At 54.3% G+C, this 22,408-nt stretch carries 17 protein-coding genes and 1 pseudogene; 6 read left to right on the top strand and 12 right to left on the bottom strand.

Annotated features, from left to right (window positions below; genetic code table 11):
* Window positions 1–110: 110 nt before the first annotated feature.
* Together V4U88_RS16280 and V4U88_RS16275 are read right to left on the bottom strand one after the other, a co-directional pair.
* Window positions 111–1,049 (bottom strand): sensor histidine kinase, encoded by a 939-nt coding sequence (locus V4U88_RS16280; protein ID WP_334074294.1) that lies wholly within the window; start codon window positions 1,047–1,049, stop codon window positions 111–113.
* Window positions 1,046–1,750 (bottom strand): response regulator transcription factor, encoded by a 705-nt coding sequence (locus V4U88_RS16275; protein ID WP_334074293.1) that lies wholly within the window; start codon window positions 1,748–1,750, stop codon window positions 1,046–1,048. Before V4U88_RS16275 ends, V4U88_RS16280 begins: the two co-directional genes overlap by 4 nt.
* A 142-nt stretch (window positions 1,751–1,892) precedes the next feature.
* On the opposite strand from V4U88_RS16275, the gene V4U88_RS16270 reads away from it, so the two are divergent.
* Both V4U88_RS16270 and V4U88_RS16265 read left to right on the top strand, forming a co-directional pair.
* Complete coding sequence (locus tag V4U88_RS16270) at window positions 1,893–2,462, top strand: TetR-like C-terminal domain-containing protein (RefSeq protein ID WP_334074292.1); 570 nt, start codon at window positions 1,893–1,895, stop codon at window positions 2,460–2,462.
* Between the two features lie 172 nt (window positions 2,463–2,634).
* Entirely contained in the window at window positions 2,635–4,215 is a 1,581-nt protein-coding gene (locus V4U88_RS16265) for an oleate hydratase (protein WP_334074291.1), read from the top strand.
* Window positions 4,216–4,336: 121 nt separating this feature from the next.
* On the opposite strand, the gene V4U88_RS16260 is transcribed toward V4U88_RS16265, so the two are convergent.
* The gene (locus V4U88_RS16260) at window positions 4,337–4,498 is read right to left on the bottom strand and encodes an aspartyl-phosphate phosphatase Spo0E family protein (RefSeq protein ID WP_416367268.1); all 162 of its coding nucleotides are present in this window, start codon (window positions 4,496–4,498) and stop codon (window positions 4,337–4,339) included.
* A gap of 1,453 nt (window positions 4,499–5,951) precedes the next feature.
* Window positions 5,952–6,853 (bottom strand): annotated as a pseudogene (locus V4U88_RS16255) (aldo/keto reductase).
* Between the two features lie 196 nt (window positions 6,854–7,049).
* Between V4U88_RS16255 and V4U88_RS16250 the strand changes: the two are divergent.
* From V4U88_RS16250 to V4U88_RS16235, 4 genes are read left to right on the top strand one after another with little or no spacing between them, the layout of a single operon-like run.
* The gene (locus tag V4U88_RS16250) at window positions 7,050–8,651 is read left to right on the top strand and encodes a spore germination protein (RefSeq protein ID WP_334074289.1); all 1,602 of its coding nucleotides are present in this window, start codon (window positions 7,050–7,052) and stop codon (window positions 8,649–8,651) included.
* A gap of 30 nt (window positions 8,652–8,681) precedes the next feature.
* Window positions 8,682–9,887, top strand: coding sequence for a Ger(x)C family spore germination protein (locus V4U88_RS16245; RefSeq protein WP_334074288.1), 1,206 nt, complete (start codon window positions 8,682–8,684; stop codon window positions 9,885–9,887).
* Between the two features lie 10 nt (window positions 9,888–9,897).
* On the top strand, window positions 9,898–10,134 hold the full coding sequence (locus V4U88_RS16240) for a hypothetical protein (protein WP_334074287.1): 237 nt from the start codon (window positions 9,898–9,900) through the stop codon (window positions 10,132–10,134).
* Window positions 10,135–10,155: 21 nt separating this feature from the next.
* On the top strand, window positions 10,156–11,262 hold the full coding sequence (locus tag V4U88_RS16235) for a GerAB/ArcD/ProY family transporter (RefSeq protein WP_334074286.1): 1,107 nt from the start codon (window positions 10,156–10,158) through the stop codon (window positions 11,260–11,262).
* 7 nt (window positions 11,263–11,269) lie between these two features.
* On the opposite strand, the gene V4U88_RS16230 is transcribed toward V4U88_RS16235, so the two are convergent.
* From V4U88_RS16230 to V4U88_RS16195, 8 genes are all read right to left on the bottom strand, one after another.
* Window positions 11,270–12,082, bottom strand: a complete 813-nt coding sequence (locus tag V4U88_RS16230; protein WP_334074285.1) for an alpha/beta fold hydrolase — start codon at window positions 12,080–12,082, stop codon at window positions 11,270–11,272.
* 134 nt (window positions 12,083–12,216) lie between these two features.
* Window positions 12,217–13,638 carry a pyruvate kinase gene (pyk, locus tag V4U88_RS16225; protein ID WP_334074284.1) on the bottom strand — a complete coding sequence of 474 codons (1,422 nt, stop codon included), beginning with the start codon at window positions 13,636–13,638 and terminating at the stop codon, window positions 12,217–12,219.
* Window positions 13,639–13,682: 44 nt separating this feature from the next.
* Window positions 13,683–14,801 (bottom strand): alanine dehydrogenase, encoded by a 1,119-nt coding sequence (gene ald / locus V4U88_RS16220; RefSeq protein ID WP_334074283.1) that lies wholly within the window; start codon window positions 14,799–14,801, stop codon window positions 13,683–13,685.
* Between the two features lie 186 nt (window positions 14,802–14,987).
* A complete protein-coding gene (locus tag V4U88_RS16215) occupies window positions 14,988–16,709 on the bottom strand; it encodes a S41 family peptidase (RefSeq protein ID WP_334074282.1) in 1,722 nt (573 codons plus the stop codon).
* A gap of 104 nt (window positions 16,710–16,813) precedes the next feature.
* A complete protein-coding gene (locus V4U88_RS16210) occupies window positions 16,814–18,190 on the bottom strand; it encodes a sensor histidine kinase (protein ID WP_334074281.1) in 1,377 nt (458 codons plus the stop codon).
* A complete protein-coding gene (locus V4U88_RS16205) occupies window positions 18,187–18,867 on the bottom strand; it encodes a response regulator transcription factor (protein ID WP_334074280.1) in 681 nt (226 codons plus the stop codon). Before V4U88_RS16205 ends, V4U88_RS16210 begins: the two co-directional genes overlap by 4 nt.
* A gap of 1,162 nt (window positions 18,868–20,029) precedes the next feature.
* The gene (locus V4U88_RS16200; protein WP_334074279.1) at window positions 20,030–20,779 is read right to left on the bottom strand and encodes a suppressor of fused domain protein; all 750 of its coding nucleotides are present in this window, start codon (window positions 20,777–20,779) and stop codon (window positions 20,030–20,032) included.
* A gap of 145 nt (window positions 20,780–20,924) precedes the next feature.
* The gene (locus V4U88_RS16195) at window positions 20,925–22,019 is read right to left on the bottom strand and encodes a threonine aldolase family protein (protein ID WP_334074278.1); all 1,095 of its coding nucleotides are present in this window, start codon (window positions 22,017–22,019) and stop codon (window positions 20,925–20,927) included.
* Window positions 22,020–22,408 lie beyond the last annotated feature (389 nt).

Genomic DNA, 22,408 nt, shown 5'->3' with positions numbered 1-22,408 from the left:
CGGTCCTGATTATTAATCAAATCTTACTTGTTTCTTAAGTTGACTTGCATCGGCAAAAAAAGCCTATAGATGCAGTCATACCCTGCGTGTCTATAGGCTGAACCTACGGTTCAATAGCGAAACGGCCTCAGGCCTACGGTAAAAATCGTCTTCTCGGAGGGCCGGCTATAGAGCCGGACGTCCCCTCCCATTTGCTGGGCGAGCCGCTTCGTAATCGTTAACCCGAGGCCGCTGCCCTGATAAGCCTTGTTCCGGGAATCCTCCAGCGTATACATCCGCTCGAACACCCGGCTCTGGTGAATTTCACCGATTCCCTTCCCGCGGTCCCATACGTCGATGCAGACCTGATTCTCTTCCACCCTTAAAGTCAAACCGATCACGTTTCCGTCGCCCCCGTACCGGATCGCGTTCGAAATCAAGTTGTCCAGAATCCGGTCCAGCGCGTTTTCGTTGGCGTAAGCATAAATCGGCTCCTCGGGGATCGAGAGATTGACCTCAAAACCTTTTCCCGTCAGCACCTCGTAAAAAGCGAGCATATTCCGCCGGCAAACCTCATTCATCTGCACCCGGGTCAGCGGCACGGGCTGATCTCCCGCCTCCAGCTTCGCCAGATCAAAAAATTGCCGGATCATCTCAAGCACTTCATTGGCCTTGCGGTGAACCTTGCGCATCAGCTCCATTCTCTCGGCCTCAGGCATGCCGGGATCCAGTTCCATGGCCTCCAAATAGCCGAGAACGACCGTAAGCGGGGTTTTCAAATCATGGGAGATATTGGACAACATTCTTCGGATCGACTGCTCGGTCTCCGCCCGCTCGGCTAAAATTCGCTGGTTCAGCTCCAGCACCCGGTTGATATCCGTGAGAAGCAGCCGAAGCTCGGGGTCTTCGGTAAAGAGCAGCAGCTTGGTACCCGAATCATCGGCCAGAATCCGATCCAGTTTGCTGTGGATATGCCCAAGCTGCTGGGATCTTCTTCGGTTGGCAGCATGCAGCCTGTATACCCATCCCGCCAATATTAAAATTACGCCGATCAGCACGCCGTAAATCATTCCGCAACCGTCCATTTATAGCCGATTCCCCAAAGGGTTTGCAAATATTTCGGGTCGGAAGGGTCCTGTTCGATTTTTTCCCGCAGCCGGCGGATGTGGACATTGATGACGTTGTCATCGCCCAGGTAATCATCGTTCCAGATGAACCCGTAGATTTGCGCCTTTGTGAACACGCGGTTCGGATTCCGCAGGAAAAGACCGAGGATTTCGGCCTCCTTGGCCGTCAGCTTAATCTCCTCCCCGTTCCTGCGGACCAGGTAATTTTCCAAGTCCACGGTTAAACCGTTCGAGACGACGACCGTCTCCGGCTTCTCCCCGGACTCGCGCCGGGCATACAAGGTCGCCCGGCGGATCGCCGCCTTGATCCGCGCCGTGATTTCGATCAACGAAAAAGGCTTGGCGATGTAATCGTCCGCGCCGAAGCCGAGGCCGATGGCCTTGTCGACATCATTGTCTTTGGCGGACATGATCAGAATCGGAACGGCACTGGTTTCGCGCACAATTTTTATAACCTCCATCCCATCCAGCTTCGGCATCATCAGATCCACCACGATCAAATCAAAGCTCTCGTTCCGAAACAAAGTCAGCCCGTCTTCTCCATTGCTCGCGGACCGGATGACGTAGCCCTCTTTGGTTAAATAACCGGCCAGCATATCTATAATCGAAGCATCGTCTTCTATCAGCAAAATTTTATGCGGCACGCTTGCCCCACCCCATCTCTCAAACTCCTACCATTATACACGATGAGAGGGAACCAACGGCCGTTTTTTGAGAATGGCGAAGAGGGGCGTATAATGAAAGGTGTGTGATTGCTGTAAAATTTTACAGATACAGGTGATGTCGATGTCGAATTCCCAGCTCACCAAAAAAGCGTTGGCCGCTGCTCTAAAGAACCAAATGAATACGACTCCCTTGAGCAAAATTACCGTTAAGCATCTGGTAGAGAACTGCGGTCTGAACCGCCAAACCTTTTACTATCATTTTCAGGATATCTATGAGCTGCTGGGGTGGATCTATCAAACCGAGGCCGTCGATACCATTGCGGCTTACCGCAGCTACGATACCTGGCCGCAAGGACTGCTCAAAATATTCAAGTACATCGAAACGAATCGGAGCTTCTGCCTGAACACCCTCCATTCCTTGGCACGCGATCATCTCGACACCTATTTGTTCGCCGTAACCAATCGGCTGATCATGGGCGTCGTTCAGGAGGTCTCCCGCAACAAGCAGGTAAGTGACGAGGACAAAAAGTTCATGGCTAATTTTTATACGCTGGCATTTACGGGCCTGGTGATCCAGTGGATGGGGGAAGGTATGGTGACAGAACCGGAGTTGATCATCGAACGGCTGACGCGACTAATGGAAGGAAACTTCGAGCGGGCCCTTCAGCGTTACGAAAATAGCCACCGTTAAAATTTGCGCTCCTGTCAGTCCAAGGCCGATGGCGTCGTTTTCTCTAGACAATCCCGCGTGAGTGTCCAAAAATTAAACACATGCGTTCCTTTGTTGATTCTCAAGTTTGGGGAGGCGTACTACATTAAAATTGTTCCTACAAGAACAATCCCTTTTTGTGGAGGCGACAGATATGGCAGAGGAAAAGAACGGCAAACAGGTGTATTTTGTCGGCGGCGGTATAGCGTCATTGGCGGGAGCAGCTTTTCTGGTACGGGATTGCGGCTTCTCAGGTGAACAAATTCACGTGCTGGAAGAAATGAAAATCCTCGGCGGAAGCAACGATGGCGCAGGGAACGAACTGCAAGGCTACGTAATCCGCGGCGGCCGGATGCTGAACGATGAAACCTACGAAAATTTATGGGATTTGTTAAGCACCATCCCTTCCCTGGATCAGCCCGGTCTGTCCATACGGGAGGAAATCATAGCTTTTGATACAGCCCATCCGACTCATTCCAATGCGCGGCTGGTCAACAAGGAGGGGCAGGTCGAGGACGTGACTTCCATGGGCTTCGACATGGCCGACCGGATGGCCATGGCCAAGCTGATCATAACGCCTGAAGACAAGTTAGGCACAGCCCGAATTAACGACTGGTTCGGCCCGCATTTTTTTGAAACCAACTTCTGGTTCATGTGGGCGACCACCTTCGCTTTCCAGCCTTGGCACAGCGCCGTTGAGCTGAAAAGATATATGATCCGGTTTATGCATGAATATCCTCGAATCCATACGTTGGAAGGTGTCACGCGTACGCCATACAACCAATACGACTCGATCATTCTTCCGCTGCACAAGTATTTGGAGGAGCATGGCGTGGATTTCACGCTGAAATGTACGGTAACGGATTTGGATTTTAAAGAAGGGGATGGTATTACCGTAACCGGCATTCACTATTCCAAGAACGGAACGGAGCAGGTGTTGGAGCTGGGTGAGGGGGATCTGGTGATCGTCACCAATGGCTCCATGACGGAAAGCTCAAGCTTGGGCTCCATGACATCGGCCCCTGAGCTGCTGGGGAAGGGAAGCTCCTGGAAACTGTGGGAGCGCATTGCGGCCAAAAAACCGGGATTGGGGAATCCTTCTCCTTTCGCCGATCATATCGAAGGCTCCAAGTGGGAATCGTTCACGGTGACCTGTCAGGACTCCCGCTTCTTCGATCTGATGGAGGCGTTCTCGCGCAATAAAGCCGGTACGGGAGCGCTCGTCACGTTCAAGGATTCGAGCTGGTTCATGTCCATCGTGCTCGCGCATCAGCCGCACTTCCGCAATCAGCCGGAGCATGTGAAGGTCTTCTGGGGGTATGGCTTGTTCCCGGATCGGGTCGGGGATTATGTAAAAAAGAAGATGAGCGATTGTACGGGGGAAGAAATTCTGACCGAGCTGCTGCATCATCTTCATTTCGAAAAGGATATGGATGCCATTCTGGCTTCCGCGAACTGCATTCCTTGCATGATGCCGTTCATTACGGCCCAATTCATGCCTCGGGCGATAGGCGACCGGCCCAAAGTCGTTCCGGACGGCTCCACGAACTTGGCCTTTATCAGCCAATTCTGCGAAATTCCGGACGATGTGGTGTTCACCGAGGAATATTCCGTTCGGGCAGCCCGTATTGCGGTTTACACGCTGCTCGGCCTGGATAAGCCCATTGAGCCGATCAACCAATACCAATACGACGTAAGAACATTGCTGCAAGGCTTCGTCACTTCATTCCGGTAAACAAAACCTTAATCAAAGATCAATTAATGGATGCACCACACAAAGAGCTGCGTCCCTGCATCGGACACAGCTCTTTGTCATCCGCTATTAACGCAGCTCAACCGATCCCTACGAAACCGAATCATGCAGTCGGCTGCCTTCTCTGCATATCTTCATATTTCACCTTGTTATACTTATTAATCAATTTATCCAGCAGTACGGATTGATTGAGCACGGCCTTGTGACGCAGTCCGTAACGGTCCGCCAACTGGTTTAGTTTCTGTCTCTCTTGTTCAATTCGCACTTTCATTCTCTCCTTATTATTCATAGCCTCTCACCCTATGAACATATTAGAAGATGTTGCCATTTATAGCATAATGAGACGTACTGCAAATGTGAAATAAATACCAAAACACTTATAAAAATGAAACAAGCCCAGCATCATCCTGACCCTAAAAGTTCCAGTTGTCCGATGGGTATGGGCCGGTTTTCCATTTAGAATGCCCGCTTAATGTTCCAGCATTCACTCCTGAAATCCCGGAAAATTGATGAAGGGTTCCCCTTCTCTCCTGATGTAGTCTTCCTTTTCTGCGCGTAGCGTGGTTGTGGAACTTAAAAATCTAATCACCTACCCAAGCAATTCCGCGTGCCTTAAGAGCCTAGCATCCATAAAATCACAGCTATATAGGCTGAACTATTGATTTGCATAAAAGACAGCGGTGTGAGGTGGGTGCCTATGCGGCAGCGGAGGGACATTAGCTGGAAAACCTCCCGCTAATTCGTCTGAAATTGCGTATATCAACAATTGAATCGCGAAATAGATGGAGCTTTTCCGGCTAAATCGGATCCAAGGGCTGAGAGCGGTATAATAACGGGAGGTTTTCCCGTTAAGTATAGCGGTTAAGTGTGTAAGCTCTAACGGAGGCGTTTTATATCTACAATGGTGGATGTTGGCGACTTATCTTTAGTTCAACCTATATAATAATTCAATTGGAAATTATGATTCCAACATTTACAAAAGCCAACAAAAATAACATAAAAATTAAATATTAAATTGGACTCTTGTCATCCCTTCATCTTATTTGCTGAATTACCCGGGAAATACCGTTATTGTTCGACAAGGCCTGATTTATTCAACACAAATCGCGTACAGGTGAGATTGGCCTGCCTCATCCCGGTTGGACTCAGGCCGTTGCCCCCCACAGTTGGGCGTCTTGTCGGACGAAATAGCCGCTATTTCTTCAAAGTGTGCAGGTTATCAAACACTAACGGAAATCTTAGCACCTATTTGGCTGAAAATCGGCTGTTTGCGCAGAAAATGCAGAAAATGGGCGCTCTCATTTCCTTTAAAACTCGGAGAGGGCGCTTTTATACAAAATAGCGGCTACTGCTTCCGTTAGAGTTCGGCGAGAATCCCTACTCCCGATATAGAAAAAGACGGCGACTGACAACGCGGACAGTGCCATACATAACTGGAGTTTCTCCCGTTAATTTGGCCTGTTTGTTGCCAAAGGGTACCTTTAACTGGAATTCCTCCAGCTAAATCTCACCTCAAAGGGCAATTTGCCACTTTTGCCGGAGAATAGCTGGAGGTTTTCCATCTAATTACGGGCTGACCGCCATATGGGCCGAATTACCGGGAGGAATTCCCGTAAACCGGGTACTTGGCTTGGCCAACACCCGGCTGAATTCCCGGCACAGAGGTGTGCCTGGCATCAGCATCATTCAACGCATCGTTCAGCGTTTGCCGCTTGACGTTATCGCCCCTCGACCACAAGCGCGGCGGCGCTCGCATTCGCTTCCACTTGCGCCGGATTCTTGCAGCCGGGGATAACCGCGCTGACCGCCGGGTGGCGAAGGCACCAGGCTAGTGCCCACTGGGCCATGTCCACGCCCTCCGGCACCTCTTCCCGAGCGATCCGCTCCACCTCCTCGAGCTTCTGCCGGGTGCTCTCCGGATCGTGGCGGTGCCGCACATCCGTATTGTCAAACACGGCCCCGGGTTTGTATTTGCCGCTGAGGTAGCCGCTGGCCAGCGGAACCCGGGCCAATACCCCCAAGTCCTGCTGCTCGCAGGACGGGAACACCCGTTGCTCCGGCGCACGATCCAGCCGGTTGTATACAACCTGAATCACTTTCGAATTCACCTTGGTCGAAGCTTCGGTCTGGTGGAGGTTGTCGTTGCTGCCGATTGATGTGCCGAGGTGGCGGATCTTTCCGGCTTGGACCTGCTTGTCCAACACCGTCCACAATTCATCATTGTGAACGCCTCGTCCGGCCCTGAGTGAAATTGGTACAGGTCGATATAATCCGTCTTCAGCGCTTTCAGGGAGCCGTCCAGTTGCTCCAGCACATCCTTTGCCCCAAATTTGTCCGTGCGGGTGAACCGTTCATGAAAATGATGGCCAAACTTGGTCGCGACGATCCAGTCCTCCCGTTTGCGGCGGCTTAAGTAGTCGCCTATAAACGATTCGGACAAATGATCGCCGTAACACTCCGCCGTATCGATCAGATTGATGCCCAATTCCTGGCCTTTGTCCAGGATGGCGTCGACCTCCTCCTGCGTAAACTGCAGACCCCACTCGCCGCCAAACTGCCAGGTCCCGATGCCGATAACCGATACGTCAAACTCCGTTTTCCCCAATCTGCGATATTTCATAACCAATCCCTCCCGCTTGATTTTTTTATGGACTTGGGTGTCGGTTTCATTGTATCACGCGAACAACTCGTCTCAAAAATACCGGCTGTAGCGCCCTCCCCCCCGATTGCTTGTTTTTTAAAATTCCCTGCCGAGTTTAGGCGCCGGATGCTTCGGAAATAATGGGGCTAGCAATCTCGAGAGGAAGAAGATCCCTATGCCGCTTCGCAGAAAAACCAGCAAGGCCGGTAAATCCGGCAGTCACGGGAAAAGTCCGAGTAATTCATCCCCTACATCGGAGGATATGCTGCTTTCCGACCTTCAGGCCAATTTGCAAAAAATCAGGCAGACGCTCGGAAACAGCACTGATATCGGTATCCGGGAAATCCCGTTTGGCGAGTCGGGGGAAACCAGCATAGCGCTTCTTTATACGGACGGACTGGCCGATCAGAACATCATCTACGAGTCGGTCATGAAAACCGTGGCTCATATGGCCAAAGCCGCTGGGCAACAGAATCAGGAAAGCCCTATCGTTAGCGACGGAAACCGCCTTTTGGAGGAAATCTCCCTTTATAATCAAGAAATCAAGACGGTAAACGACTATAAAACTCTGTTCCACGCCTTGTTGTCCGGCGATACTGTCGTTTTGATAAATGGCTCCGTGCAAGGCCTTATTGCTGGCACAAAGGGATGGAAGGACCGCGGCGTTACAGAAACCTCGGCGGAGAATGTCGTTCGCGGCCCCCGGGAAGCTTTTTCCGAGGCCCTCCGCACCAATACATCGATGATTCGCAGAAAAATCAAGGACCCTAATCTATGGCTGGAAACAATGCAGATCGGGCGGGTGACGCAAACCGATGTCGGCATGATGTACATCAACGGTATTGCCAATTCGGAGATCGTCCAGGAAGTTCGCGATCGTCTGAAACGGATCGATGTGGACAGCGTCCTGGAAAGCGGTTATATCGAAGAGTTTATCCAGGACACCACATTCACGCCGTTCCCTACCATTTACAACAGCGAGCGTCCCGATGTCATTGCCGCTGAATTGCTGGAGGGGAAGATTGCCATTCTGGTGGACGGAACCCCGTTCGTTTTGATCGTTCCGGCCCTCCTGATGTCCTTTCTCCACGCTTCCGAGGATTACTACCAACGGTGGGACATCAGCAGCTTTTTGCGCATCCTGCGCTATCTGAGCATCTTTATATCGCTGCTGGGGCCCTCCCTTTATATCGCAATCACGACTTTCCACCAGGAAATGCTTCCGACCCAGCTTTTGTTCGGGTTGGCCGCGCAGCGCGAGCAAATCCCGTTTCCGGCATTCGTGGAAGCCTTGCTGATGGAGGTGACCTTTGAGATTCTGCGGGAAGCCGGGGTTCGGCTGCCTAAAAATATCGGCTCCGCGATTTCGATCGTCGGCACCCTGGTCATCGGCCAAGCGGCCGTAGAGGCGGGGATTATATCCGCGGCCATGGTCATCGTCGTGGCGATTACGGCGATATCCAGCTTTGTGCTTCCGGCTTTCAATATGTCGATCGCCTTCCGCATGCTGCGCTTCCCGCTGATGGCGCTCGCCGGGTCCTTCGGCCTGTTCGGCATTTTTGTCGGGATCATGGCCTTGGTTCTCCATTTATGCAGCCTGCGCTCTTTCGGAGTTCCTTATACGACCCCTTTTGCCCCGTTAATTCCCGTGGACCAAAAGGATACGATCCTGCGATTACCGCACTGGTTGCTTGCTACCCGTCCCAGGCTGATCAGCAAGACCAACCAGACGCGCAGACCGGGCAATCCTCCAAAGAAATCGCGAAATGAAAATTAAAGCCATCACGGGAAAGCGGGTGAATGCGACATGAAACGGATCGGGGTTTTACTTTTGCTCTCTCTGCTCATCGCCCTGTTGTTGAGCGGCTGTTGGAACCGCAGGGAACTGAATGAACTCGGGATCGCGGTGGCCGCCGGGGTTGACCGTGTGGAGGACCGTTACCGCTTGTCCGTCCAGGTCGTCGTCCCCGGGCAGGTCGCTTCCAAAAAAGCGGGCGGCGCCCAGGCACCGGCCACCTTATTTACGACCGAAGGCGACACGATTTTTGAAGCGGCCCGGAGGATGACTCAAGTGAGTCCGCGAAAAATTTACTTTTCGCACCTGCGCATGTTCCTGATCAGCGAGTCGATGGCCAAAGATGGCGTCGCCAAGATTCTCGATTTTTTGCTGAGGGATCATGAATTTCGAACCGATTTCTATCTCGTGGCCACCAAAGGCGCCACCGCCGAAGAGGCCCTGAAAATCATGACGCCTCTGGAGTCCATACCGGCCAACAAATTGTTCAGTTCGCTGCAAACCTCCGAGCAGGTGTGGTCACCCAGCATCACAGTGACGCTGGATCAGTTGATTAACGACCTGAGCAGTGAAGGAAAGCATCCCATATTAACCGGTTTGGAAATCACCGGAGACCGTGAAATCGGGGAAACCCCGGAGAACGTGAATACGATCAAGACTCCCGGAAATCTCCGATTTGTCGGACTCGCCCTTTTTAAAACAGACAAGCTGGTCGGTTGGCTAAACGAGAGGGAGAGCAGAGGGTACCGCTATGTCACAGGCGGAGTAAAAAGTTCCGTCGTTTCTGTCTCCTGCGGCGATAGAGGAAAAGTTACCCTGGAGACCGTCCGAAGCGATACGAAAGTTACAGGAAAGGTCATCGACTCCAACCCGGAAATTGAGATCAAGGCGTACGTCGAGGGGAATGTGGGGGCCGTAGAGTGCAAAGGACTGGATCTGACGCAGACGAAGTCCATCGAAGAACTGGAAACCAAAATTGAAAATAAGGGGGAGCAGTTGATGAAATCGGTCATTGCAAAAGTACAGAAAGAGTATAAAGTCGATGTCTTCGGTTTCGGCGAAGCCATCCGCCGTTCGAATCCCGGTTTCTGGAAACGGGTCAAACAGGATTGGAATGAACGTTATTTCCCGGACCTGCCCGTCAGGGTCAAGGTGGATTACCATATCCGCAGAACGGGAACAACCAACAATACGTTCATCAATGACATCGAGGAATGAGGCGAGACGATTGATACAAATATTAATAATTCTGGCCGTCGCTGCCTTGATCTCCTGGATGGAGCTTCCCCGGCTGATCCGGGAGAAGGAACGGAGCACCGCTTGGGGTTTCTCCGTTCTGCTCCTCCTTGGCGTCGGAATTTCGGTAGCTCAGACCCTGTTCACCGACCTTCCGACACCTTTGGCTTACATCACGATGGCACTCAGACCGCTCAGCCGCTTTCTTACGGCCCTGGGTCTAATCTAATTTCATGAAAGGAACCTACCTATGCCGGAGTATAAAATATCTTTGCGCCAGCTTATGATTGTGACGGCGATGTTTACGATCGGCAGCGGCATTTTGCTCGTCCCCTCGGGCGTGGCCTCCATCGCCAAACAAGATGCCTGGATCGCCGCGTTGATTGGCGTTCTCTTCGGCTTCATCACGCTTTCGGTACATGTGTTGCTGGCCAGAATGTATCCCGAAAAGAACCTGATGCAAATCTGCGAAGCCCTGCTGGGCAAATGGATCGGAAAATTCGTGGGCTTGCTTTTCCTGATCACGTTTTTTCTGGCTGGCCCCACCACGGTTCTTCAAGAAGTCGGAACCTTTGTGACGATCCAAATGATGCCCGAGACCCCGATCGAGGCGATCATCATTCTTTTTGGCGTGACTGTTGCCCTGGGTGCCCGACTCGGCCTCGAAGTCCTGACCCGCTCCACCGAGTTGATGTTTCCCTGGGTTTTGTTTCTGTTTACGGCCATGACTTTGCTGCTGCTATCCGAGGTAAAGTTGGAGAAGACGCTTCCCGTATTGGAGTTTGGGGTCGCTCCGCTGTTTTCGGCCGCCCTTTCTTTTGCCAGCGTGGTGTTTTTTCCGCATATTATTCTCCTGATGATTTACCCGGCTTCAGCAAACCATCCGAAGCAGGCCCATAAAGCCGTGTATATCGGAACCCTGATCGGCAGTATCGTGCTGGTCATTGTTGTTGCGCTAACCATCCTGGTACTCGGCCCCAATATTACGGCAAAAAGCATGTACCCCAGCTATTTGCTCGCCCAAAAAATCAACATCGGCAATTTTCTGCAGCGGATCGAGGCGGTCATGGCCATTATGTGGTTTATCTCGCTGTTTTTCCGGATTTCCCTCTACCTGTATATGATCGTCGCCGGCCTTTCCCAAATCTTCGGGATTAAAAATAGTCAAGCCCTCGTGCTGCCTGCCGGGTGGACCATGATTACCATGGCGGTCTTTATCTATCCCAATGTGGCTTATAGGCAGTCTTGGGACGCCAAAGTGTGGATCCCTTATACGCTTGTCATAGGGGTTCTCCTTCCCTTGCTGCTGCTGGGCCTGCACGGAATCCGGAAACTGTGGTCAAGGAAGTCGGCGTAGCTGCCGGCTAGCCTTCCAAGAATGCCATAAGTTCCGCGTTGAATTTATCCCGTTCCTCATAGAACAGGCTGTGTCCGCTAAATTCGAACCAGACCAGCTTGGCGTCAGGGATGCCCTCTTTTTGAGCGACCGCCAGTTCAGGGTAACAGACCTTGTCATGAATGCCGTGCAGAATCAGCGTGGGCACCCCGATCTTGCCCAAATCGGAGAACAGGCTTTCATCCCGGAAGGACATCGCCACCTTTGCCGTGGAGTAACCGGCAGCCGAAAGCCCTATGTCAAAGAACCAGTCGCCAAGCGCGTTGGAGATATTCTGAAAAAAGAACAATTCCTTCAGCCCCCGAAGCATCTGAGGTCTGTCGTTCAGTGTGTCCTTGATCAGCTCCGTCACATCCTCTTTCGGCATGCCGTAAGGGTATCCCGGACGCCGGGTCAAGCTGGGGGCCGCCGCCGCAAACAACGCCAGCTTGGATACCCCGTGACCCCGGTGGCGGGCCATGTATCGCACTGCTGTCGCCCCGCCATAGGAATGGCCGGCGAGCGTGAAATCGCATAGTCCCAGCGCATCGACCACGCCCCGCACATCATCGGCCATCCGGTCCAGGCAGTAGCCGTCCCACGGCTTATCCGATTTGCCGAATCCTCTCGAATCAATGCCGATGCACCGATATCCTTTTGCAGGCAGCACATTGAACTGGTACTCAAAAGCCTTGTGGCTGAGCGGCCAGCCGTGAATAAACAGAATTGTCTTATCCCCGCAAGGGTTGATGTCTTCCACGTACAGCCGGACATCCGGCGCTACTTTCACATAGTATCCCATTCTCTCTTCCTCCGATGACTTGAGTTATTGCCTTCTCAACAGCATACTCAGCACCGTTCGAATGGGTGATTGCCCAAAAATCCATGCAAACGGAAAGCCTCCGCACCCGGATGAGTGTGGAGGCTTTCGCGCAATCATGGCCCAACTTGTTGAATCTGAATCAAGTTCGTCGTTCCGGCCTGTCCCAGCGGCAGCCCGGCGGAAAGAACGACCGTATCTCCCGGCAGCACATAGCCTGTCTTCAATGCGCTTTGAATGGCCGATTTGAACATTTCGTCGGTCGTCGAGACCTGCTCGCCCTGGAACGGAAAGACGCCGGATAGAAGACAAATTTTCGGGAGCACCTGCCTGTCATGCGTAATGGCCAAAATCGGGGCCTTTGGACGGTACTTGGACACCATTCGGGCCGTAAACCCGCTTTCCGTCGAAGTAATGATGGCTTTGGCATCCAGCTCCAGCGAGGCGCTGACCGCGCTCTGGCTGATCACCTCGGTGATGTTGGTGGCATGCTGCGCTCTTTTCCGGTCGAATTGCTCCCGGTAGTCGATCATCGTTTCCGCCTGATGCGCCACCCTCGCCATCGTCCGAACCGATGGGACCGGGTATTTTCCGGCCGCGGATTCGCCGGACAGCATGACCACATCCGCTCCCTGCATGACGGCGTTATATACGTCGCTGACCTCCGCCCGGGTAGGCCGCGGGTTGACCTGCATCGATTCAAGCATATGGGTAGCGACAATAACGGGCTTTCCGGCCAGATTGCACTTGTCGATCATTTCTTTCTGGCGCATCGGCACGCTTTCGACCGGAACCTCCACGCCCAAGTCCCCGCGCGCTACCATGATACCGTCCGAAGCCTCGAGGATATCATCCAGATTTTCGATCCCCTCGTCGTTCTCGATCTTCGATATGATCTGGACATGCTCCGCTCCCCGTTCCTCAAGGATTCTCCGCACCTCGCGGATATCGTCGCCCTTGCGGACGAACGAGACGGCGATCATTTCAACCTCCTGCTCCAGCCCGAAGCCGATATGCCGGATATCCCGCTCCGTAATGCCCGGCAGCGTCGTCTTGATTCCCGGCAGATTCACGCCCTTCCGCGGCTTCAGCGTACCGCCGCTGATAATGCGGCAGCGGATTTCGGACCCCTCGACAGCGAGAACGCGAAGCTCGATTAGACCGTCGTCGATCAGGATCCGGTCATTCTCATGAACGACTTGGGGCATCTCCGGATAGTTGACGGAAATACGCCGCGAATCCCCCTCGATGACTTCCGTCGTCAAGATCAGTTCTTCGCCGGGCACAAGTTGGCACGAAGCTTCTTTAAGCTTGCCGATCCGGACCTCGGGCCCCTTGATGTCCATCATAATGGGGATGAACGTGCCTAACTCCCCGGCCGCCTGCCGGACCCGCTTGATCCGCGCGGCATGCTCCTCCGGTTCCCCGTGCGCCATATTCAACCGCCCTACCGTCATCCCCGCCCGAATCATATCCTTCAGGATGTCCAAAGAATCGCAGGCCGGCCCTAGCGTACAAATGATTTTTGTCCGCAGCATGAAATCCCTCCTATGGTCAGATGTAGTGTGTGATCACTGGATGATTATTTTTTCAGCAGCGCAAAAATATCCTCCGCGGGCAGCCCCTGCGCTTCGGCGACAGCCGGATAGGTCACGCGCCCCGCCATCACGTTGATCCCCTTGGCCAGGGCGCGGTTGTCCAGCGCCGCCTGCCGGCACCCTTTGCCCGCAAGCTGCAGGCCATACGGCGCGGTGACATTGGTCAGCGCCATCGTCGAGGTGCGGGCGACGGCTCCCGGCATATTGGCAACGGCGTAGTGCACGACGCCATGCTTCTCATAGGTGGGCTGGTCATGCGTCGTGACACGGTCCACGGTGGCGATGGAGCCGCCCTGGTCAATCGCCACGTCGACGATGACCGAGCCCGGAGCCATGCTCTTCACCATCTCCTCCGTCACCAGCCGCGGGGCTCTTGCGCCGGGGATCAGCACGGCTCCCACCAGCAGATCGGCCCGGCGGACAGCCTCGCCGATATGATACGGGTTGGAGATCAACGTCTTCACCCGGCCCTGGAACATCTCGTCGATTTGACGAAGCCGCTCCGCGCTCAGATCGATGATCGTCACCTCCGCGCCCAGGCCGACGGCCATCCGGGCCGCATTGGTGCCCACGATCCCCCCGCCGATGATCGTCACCTTCCCCGGCTCCACGCCGGGAACGCCGCCCAGCAAAAGGCCCTTGCCGCCGTGGGCCTTCTCCAGAAAATGCGCGCCGATCTGAATTGACATCCTCCCGGCGACTTCACTCATCGGCATCAGCAGCGGCAAACGCCCGTCGTCCAGTTGGATCGTTTCATAAGCCACGGCCGTTACACCCGCCTGAACCAGCACCCCAGTCAGTTCCGGCTCGGGCGCCAGGTGCAGGTAGGTGAACAAAATTTGGCCTTCCCGAAAAAATCCGTACTCTTCCGGAATCGGTTCCTTTACCTTCACCACCATTTCCGCCGACCAAGCTTCGGCCGCGGTGGGCACCACCGTGGCTCCCGCGGCGCTGTAGGCTTCATCCGTAAAACCGATGCCTTGCCCGGCTCCGGCTTCCACCAGTACCCGATGGCCCGCCTGCACGTAGGAAAGTACGGTTCCCGGCGTCATGCCGACGCGATGCTCGTTATTTTTTCTTTCCTTGGGTACTCCGATGATCATCGCATCCCATCCCCTTGATCCGACTATATTTTCTATTACCCGAAAAATGCCGATTCCTTCTTATGCCTCAGTATATTCCGAAATTCCCCGCGTGATTTTTCCAGGATAGGATTCCCGCGGAGGGGACGGGCTATGCTACAAGTGTATTTTTTAAAGGGTGGCGGCAATGTGTTACCTGCTCGGACCTCATTGGGCGGAGCCCGCCTTCTCCAAGGCTTCTACGGCGGCTTGAAGTTCGACGTCCTGACCCTCGATATATTTCGCGGCGAACGTCTCTTCATTCAACGGCACTTGAATATCGGGCGAGACGCCGCCCCGGCCCTGGCCGTCGCTATCGCCTTGAACGGCATAACGGGCGTCCAGAGATCTCCCGTCCGGGAAGCGCAGCAGGTAGCCTTCCGGCATCTTCGCCTCGATTGGGCGGCTCATCACGCCGAAAGAGCCGTTCGTGGAGGTGAAGCCGACAATGACGGTTCGGGGCTGTCCCTTGAGCACGAGCGGCAAGCCCTCCGCCGAACTGACCGTATTGTGGTTGACCAGGATAGCTACCTTCCCTTTGTAACCCGATTCCTTAGGCGTTATGACGCGAGTCTCTCCGGCGTTGATTTCGAAGCGGCCCGTCGTCCGGCTATAGTAGCTGACGAATTCATAATGCCGCTTCCACGCGCTTAAATGCCCGGCAATAGCCGCGGCCACATCGTCGTCGCCGCCGGGATTGTCGCGTACATCGACGATCAGGCCTTTGACGGACCGGTTCTGAAAATCATTTACGATCCTCGTGAACAATCCGGCGGGATCCGGCACGGCATCGTTCGGCAGGAAATACCGGATCCGGATATAACCGTATCCGTTATCCAAGACGCGCCCTTCGATGGGGGCATCCGTCCGCTTCAGCTTGGCCTTGGTAGCCTTCAGGGTGGCATAGTCGTCTTCGTAGGCTTGCAAGATTGCTTTTCTTAGCTCGTTATTCGCCCTGCTCCTATACTCGATCTCAACCTGGCTCCCGACCGCCGCCCGAGTCATGAACCGGCCCTGGTTCATCCTCCGGTCCCCCTCCGTCGCCGTCGGATTCTCGCTCCAGGCCGCCGCTTGATAAACGTCCAGCGCGGGCCTCCCGTTCCATTCGACGATCTCGTCGCCTAGCGCCATTCCGCCGCGCTCCGCCGGACTGCCCTCCAGCAGCAGGCCGACCCGTACTTGGCCGTTATCCAGCAGGACGGCGCCGATGCCGAAGCCGCCCCCGGCCTCCCGTTGGAAGACGGGATTGTCCTCGTACAAGGCTTCGTTAACGATCTTGACGTGACCGTCCCGGAATGAGAACAGATACTCCCGCAAAGCCTTGTAATAGAGCTCCTTATCGCGCTTCTTCTCCGCTTCCCGGAAGATCGGCGCATACTTGCGTTCAAGAGCCTCCCAGTCGACCTGCTTCCGGTCGCCGAAGGGATATTCCTTGGACAGCCGCTCGTTCAACCGAACGAAAGCCTCGGAGTAGCTTAAATTCCGGAAGTCGCTGGCCGGGTTGTAACGCAATTCCCCGGCGAGCAGAAGCGCGAGGACGATCGGGCTCATGGCGGCGAGACACGACGCGGCGCGAACGATCGCGCGGAGTCTCTTGCGCTTGGGAAGCGGGGCATGCCGCTTGGGCGCCCAGATTCTTTTCGCTGTGAACAGGAACAACAAGCCGCTCAGACCGTACAGAATCAGGGCCGGCAGGGTCGTATCCCCGCGAAGCAAGCTCAGGGCGGACGTCAGCACCCCCGCGCTCGGCACAAAGTCGACCCATCGGTAAGGACGGCGAGCCGGGAAGGCGTACCATCCCAGTAAAAAGAGATCGATCGCGCACAAAACCATCTCATAAGGGGTTAGCCACTTATATGCCTCAAACAAACTAGCCGCCAAAGTACTCACTGTTCCGCCTCCAGTCTAAATCATTGAAAGTTCCGTGACACTGGAAGAGTAGAAGCGGAGTATGAACGGAGCGTGAACTCGGGCGAACTTGGCGAAAGGTTCGTTCAACGCGGAAGGGGGGTCTGGACGGCGTTTCGCGGCAGCCGGACCGTGAGAGTCGTGCCTTGACCGGGGGAACTGGACGCTTCGATCCGCCCCTGGTGGAGAAGAACGATCCACTTGACGATGGACAGCCCCAGACCGCTGCCGCTGCCGCTTCGGCGGGACCGATCGGCTTTGTAGAAACGCTCAAAGATGCGATCGAGATCCTCCGGTGGTATCCCGATCCCGGTGTCTGTTATCGTGACCTTATATTCGTCGCCCTCGGGAATCAGAGCGACGGCGATCTTCCCGCCTTCCTGGGTGAACTTGATGCTGTTGCCAAGCAAATTCGTCCACACCTGATTCAACTGGTCGGGGTCGGCCTGAATCTTAAGCGCGGGGGGCAGCGACAGATCGAGGTCCAGACGCTTGGCGGACCACAGCGGTTCCAGGGCGACCGCGACCTGCCTGATGCTCTCGTCCAGATGGAAGGTTCGCACCGCCATCGGATGATGCTCCGATTCGAGGGACGCCAGCTTCAGCAGATTGTCGCTAAGCCGGGATAGCCGACCACTCTCGGTCAGAATAATATCGATGTAACGGGCGCGGTTCTCCTCCGTTGTCAGCCCCGGAGATTTGAGCGCCTCGGCGAAGCCGGAGATGGACGTCAGCGGCGACTGAATCTCGTGCGAGACGTTGGAGACGAAGTCCTGCCGCATCTGCTCCAACCGCTTGAGGTCGCGGGCCATCGCGTTGAAGCCGCGAACCAGCTCCCCGAGCTCGTCTTGGCGCCTCGCTTGCAATTCGACGTTGAAGCGGCCCCTGGCCAGTTCCCGGGTCGCCGCCGTCAAGCCCTGCAGGGGCTTCACCAGATAGCGGGCGGCCGCCAGAATGCACAAGCTGCCGACGACCAGCACCATCAGCAGAATGGCCAATATAAACTGTAGGATCGTCCTCTCGTTCTTGGAGGAGGTCAACATAAACAAACCATAGGCGCGGCCTTCGGCGGCCAACGGGAGGCCGACCGTCAATTCATCAACGCCCCGAAGCGCGGAACGATAGGATTGTCCGCCCAGAACCTCCCGAACCGCTTGCGGGGGAAGGCTGGAGGGAAGCTCCTTCATCTCCCGGCCATAGGACCTGTAATGGTCCTCATCGCGGAACAGAATCAACGGATAGGAGATGAGCTTGGAAGTATGGGTTAGGAAGCTGTCGAGATCCCGCGGACGCGTCAGCTCGTAGAGACGGATTACCCGCTCGCCGGCATCCGTCATCTCCTCCTGGCCGAGGCGGTTCAGCTTCGGCTGGAACAGGACGAGGCCGACGATCAGGGACGACAACAGGCTGATGATCATGATGACCAAAAAAGTCAGCACGACGCGGACGTATAAGGTCTTCATCTCGCGTTCACCACAAGCCGGTAGCCGAGGCTGCGGGCAGTCTCGATATGGAAATGCCCGGCATCTCCGGCGAAACGCTGCCGCAGCCGCTTGATATGGACGTCGACCGTCCGGTCGTCTCCTTCGTAATCGATCCCCCAGATCTGAACGATGAGGCTCTCGCGGGTGAAGATCTGACCGGGATGGCTGGCGAGCTTGAACAGCAGCTCGAATTCCTTAAGGGGTAAAGTCAGTTCCTCGCCGTCTCGAATAACCTTGTTGCTGCGGCCGTCCAGCACGATCCCGCCCAGTTGAATGAGCCGGGATGCGGCGATCCGGTACCGCTTCAGCAGCGCCTTCACCCGCATCACCAGCTCCATGGGGTGGAACGGCTTGGTCAGGTAATCGTCACTGCCCAACTGGAAGCCTCTCACCCTGTCAGCCGCTTCCCCCTTGGCCGTCACCATGAGCAGGGGGAGGTCGTCATTCCGCTTGCGGATCTCCCGACACAGCTCCCAGCCGTCCATGAGCGGCATCATAATATCGAGAATGACCAACTGGACGCCCGCCCCCGCGACGAGCGCAAGCGCATCCTCGCCGTTGTCCGCCTCCGCGACCTCGAAGCCCTCGTTCCGCAGATAGAGGCCCATCAGTTCGCGAATATGGGGGTCGTCGTCGGCGATCAGAATTTTTACCATAACGGCGCCACGCTCCCTTCCTGTTTATCCTGACATATTATAGCAGTGAGAATCGCGCCCGGAATAGTAGTTACTCGCTAGTGCCCCATCAGCCATCGTAGTAGAAGCGGGAGAAAATGGGAATTACTTACTTTGGGAGTGAGGTACTCCATAAGCACGCAGTCTCAAGCACACAGAACATCCCATCCGTAGTAAGTCCGCGGCTATCCAGGCCAGGTGCCGAACGCACTTCCAACTCCAAAAAACGCTCGTCCGCTACTTCTATAATAGGTTGAACTAAAGAATTGGCGTTGGGCAAAGTTATAAAGTTATGAATGGTTTCGGAGATAGGTTGCCAACACCCACAATTGTAGATATAAAGCGCCCCCGTCAGAGTCTACACATTAACGGGAAAATCTCCCGTTAATGTACCGCTCTTGGCTCTTGGATCGGATTTAGCTGGAAAAGCTCCATCTATTTCGCGGCCCTATTGCCGTTATACACAATTTCAGACGAATTAGCGGGAGGATTTCCAGCTAATTCGCCTCTGCAGCCGCATACGCACCAAATTAACGGGAAGAATTCCTTTTAATTCGAACCGAACCGGTAGTTACAGGTCAAGAGTGTGGCAAAGAACCCTTTGCAACGCTGTCTAGTGCCCCATACAGACATCGTAGTACGAGAATATGAGAATACGCTGCTTACCGAAACCAGGGTTTGGCCTGCTTTTTTCCAAATAGGACCCTAAAAAGCCGCTATTTCACACCACCCAGCCGAATTCGACAAAATAGCGTCGTAAAAGGCCTTTATTTACCTGCCCGGCTATCAAAGGAAAGCGGGCTCCGCCGAAAAGCATAGGGTGTTGGCCTAAAAATGCAGGAGTCTGATTTTTTGTTCCAGACAGAAAGAAATACACTTGTGCAGGAATTCTATGTAAAACAAGGTTGGCTGATGAGGCAATAGGTTTGACATGATGCCCCCTTTAAGTCGATTATCATGATTGACGGCCTATTTCGGTACCGATGGATTCCATAGACTTCCTGTTATTTCAACGAAGGTCACAAGGCGATAAGAACGCTTCCGGTCATCGAAAAACTCGATCAGGCGAAAAATTTCAATTAAGCCAGCAATACAAAAAAAGAGATGGCACCCTGCACCTGCGGCCATCCCTTTTTTATGCATTTCAAATGTCTCTATAGGCATTCTTCCGGTGCGGATCCAGAACCAAAAAATCTCCGGGGAGCTCGGCCAGTTTGTCGATCAGCACGTCGCAGCCGAACTGAAGCTTCGCCTCCATCTCCTCCCGGTAGAGCGGTACCGGAAAATACACCTGGATCTGATTGCCGTCTTCTGTATGAATCGTGCTAACCTCTTCCGGAAGCGAAAGCAGCACGACGCCCGACAATTCCGTATTCGGTGCATACGGGTCGTAATTCTCCGAGTTCGGAATCGTATGCCCGTAACCTAGCCAAGTGTGATATTGGTGCGGAAACCGCGCGAGGACTTTAAGCAGCCGGATCGGCCAGTAATTTTCCTCCGCTTCAAAATCTTTCTGTTCCAAAGGCCAGTCCTGCGGCAAAAACATCATCAGCTCCGCCCGTTCCAGATGCTTGTACTCTTCCCGGATTTCCGGCGGAAGCGTCATCGGCAGGTCGCTCATCCCGTTCGTGAACAGCACGCGGTAGGGTTCTTCCGGCGTCGCTTCCATAATGTTTACGTCAATATGTACAAGATCCGATACGATTTCATGGAACACCATCGTTTCCCGGTTCGGAAACACCTTGTTGAAATGCTCGCCGATTTCCTCCATATACATAATTTCCGACGGCGGCGCCCACTCCTGCTCTTGGGGTCCATCATAACGGTAAATGGTCGTGCCGTCTTCCGACTTGCCGGTTTCCCGGCCGCCGAACAGCTTTTTAAAAAAGTTCATTTTCCTACTCTCCTCATCCGAAATTTGATCATTGCCGTTCCATTCGAGTATGTATTTTCTTGTATCCTGCTATGGAAAAATGCGGAACTCTCCAGGAAGTATAACAAAACCCATAGCCTATGAGCCATGGGTCTTGAAACGCATATTACAAAATGCCGCCCAATTTGCCGTCCAAGGATCGGAACATGGCGGCGCGGCGTTCTTCCGGCACCAACGCATAACAATCACCCACACTAAGTTCAAAATAGCTCGTCCCTCCATCGAAGTCCCGCAAACTCCCGGTCACCCCGATGCCGGTCTCTTCGCAGAGCGCAATCAGCAGCGGCTCGACCTTGTCTTTCGGAGCGTCGAAGTGAACATGAAACAGGTTGGAGACGGGAACCGCCGGGAGGGTCGTCACTCCACGGCAAGCCTGGAATTGTTCGGACAGTACCAAGGCTTCCCGGTAATAGCGGTCCATTCTGCCGATACGTTCCCTGAAATAATGCGCACTCGTCAAAATATACGGGTACAGGCTGATCAGATCGCCGCCATGCCTTCTTTTCCAAACCTTCGACCGCTCCGTAAACGCCGCGTCTCCCGCCAAAATCGCCCCGGCAATCCCGCCGATCGACTTGTAAAAAGAAACGTACACACTGTCAAACAGCGCGCAAACTTCCGCCGCCGTCTTCCCGTAATACGGAAGAATTTCAAACAACCGCGCCCCGTCCAGATGCAGCTTTATGCCCTTCTCCCGGCAATAATCCGCAATCGCTTCGAGCTCCCGGAACTCCGGCAACTGCCCGCCGATTTCACGCTGGGGAAGCTCCAGCAGCAAACAGGCGATTTTTTCCTCCAGCCCGGCGACATCCTCCAAAGTAATCAGGCGGTGCCGGTCGGCCAGCAAAATCGGCCGGATGCCATGCAGCTCCTTCAGTCCGTCTTCCTCGTGAATCTCCAGATGACAGAGGGGATGGTAGGCAACCTGCGCCAGCTTTCTATCATCACAGTGGATTCTCAGGGCAATCTGCTGCGCCATCGTGCCGCTCGGAAAAAACACCGCCGCCTCCTTGCCGAGGTAGGCCGCCATCTCCTCCTGAAAGTCCTCAATGACTTTGCCCTTGCCGTACATGTCGCTCTCCACATTCCCGTCAACATGCTCCAATACGGCTTTAAGCACGTCCGCATTTCTCGGTCCGTGTCCCGATAACCGGTACTCCGCCCGGCTGAAAACCTCCGCCATTGTCGGCCGCTCGCTCATCGTATTCCGCTCCTTTAATTATGGTTTACGTATTAACGGGAAAACCTCCCGTTAATTGATCTCTATGGGCTCTGCGATCAGAATTAACTGGAAAAACTCCATCTATTACGTGCCCTCGGACGCCGATTACTCGATTTCAGTTAAATTTACGGGAAGTTTTCCAGCTAATTCAACTCTGCGGCGGCGTAGACATCCAATTAACGGGGGGAAATCCCGGTAAATTTCTGATTCATTCCCGTGAAAATGGCTCTCACCGGCCCCCTCCGGCGCATGCCTGTATTGTACACCTGCTTGCGGAAAAGGAACAGCAGCGGCCATGTGCCACCCGAAAACCTAACGGACGCAGCAGCGGCTATTTTGGCAAAAAACGCTCTTCCCATATTCTAACG

The sequence above is a fragment of the Paenibacillus sp. A14 genome (assembly GCF_036864815.1).
Classification (GTDB): Bacteria; Bacillota; Bacilli; order Paenibacillales; family Paenibacillaceae; genus Fontibacillus; species Fontibacillus sanfengchensis.
This window is presented reverse-complemented; position numbering and strand designations above follow the sequence as displayed.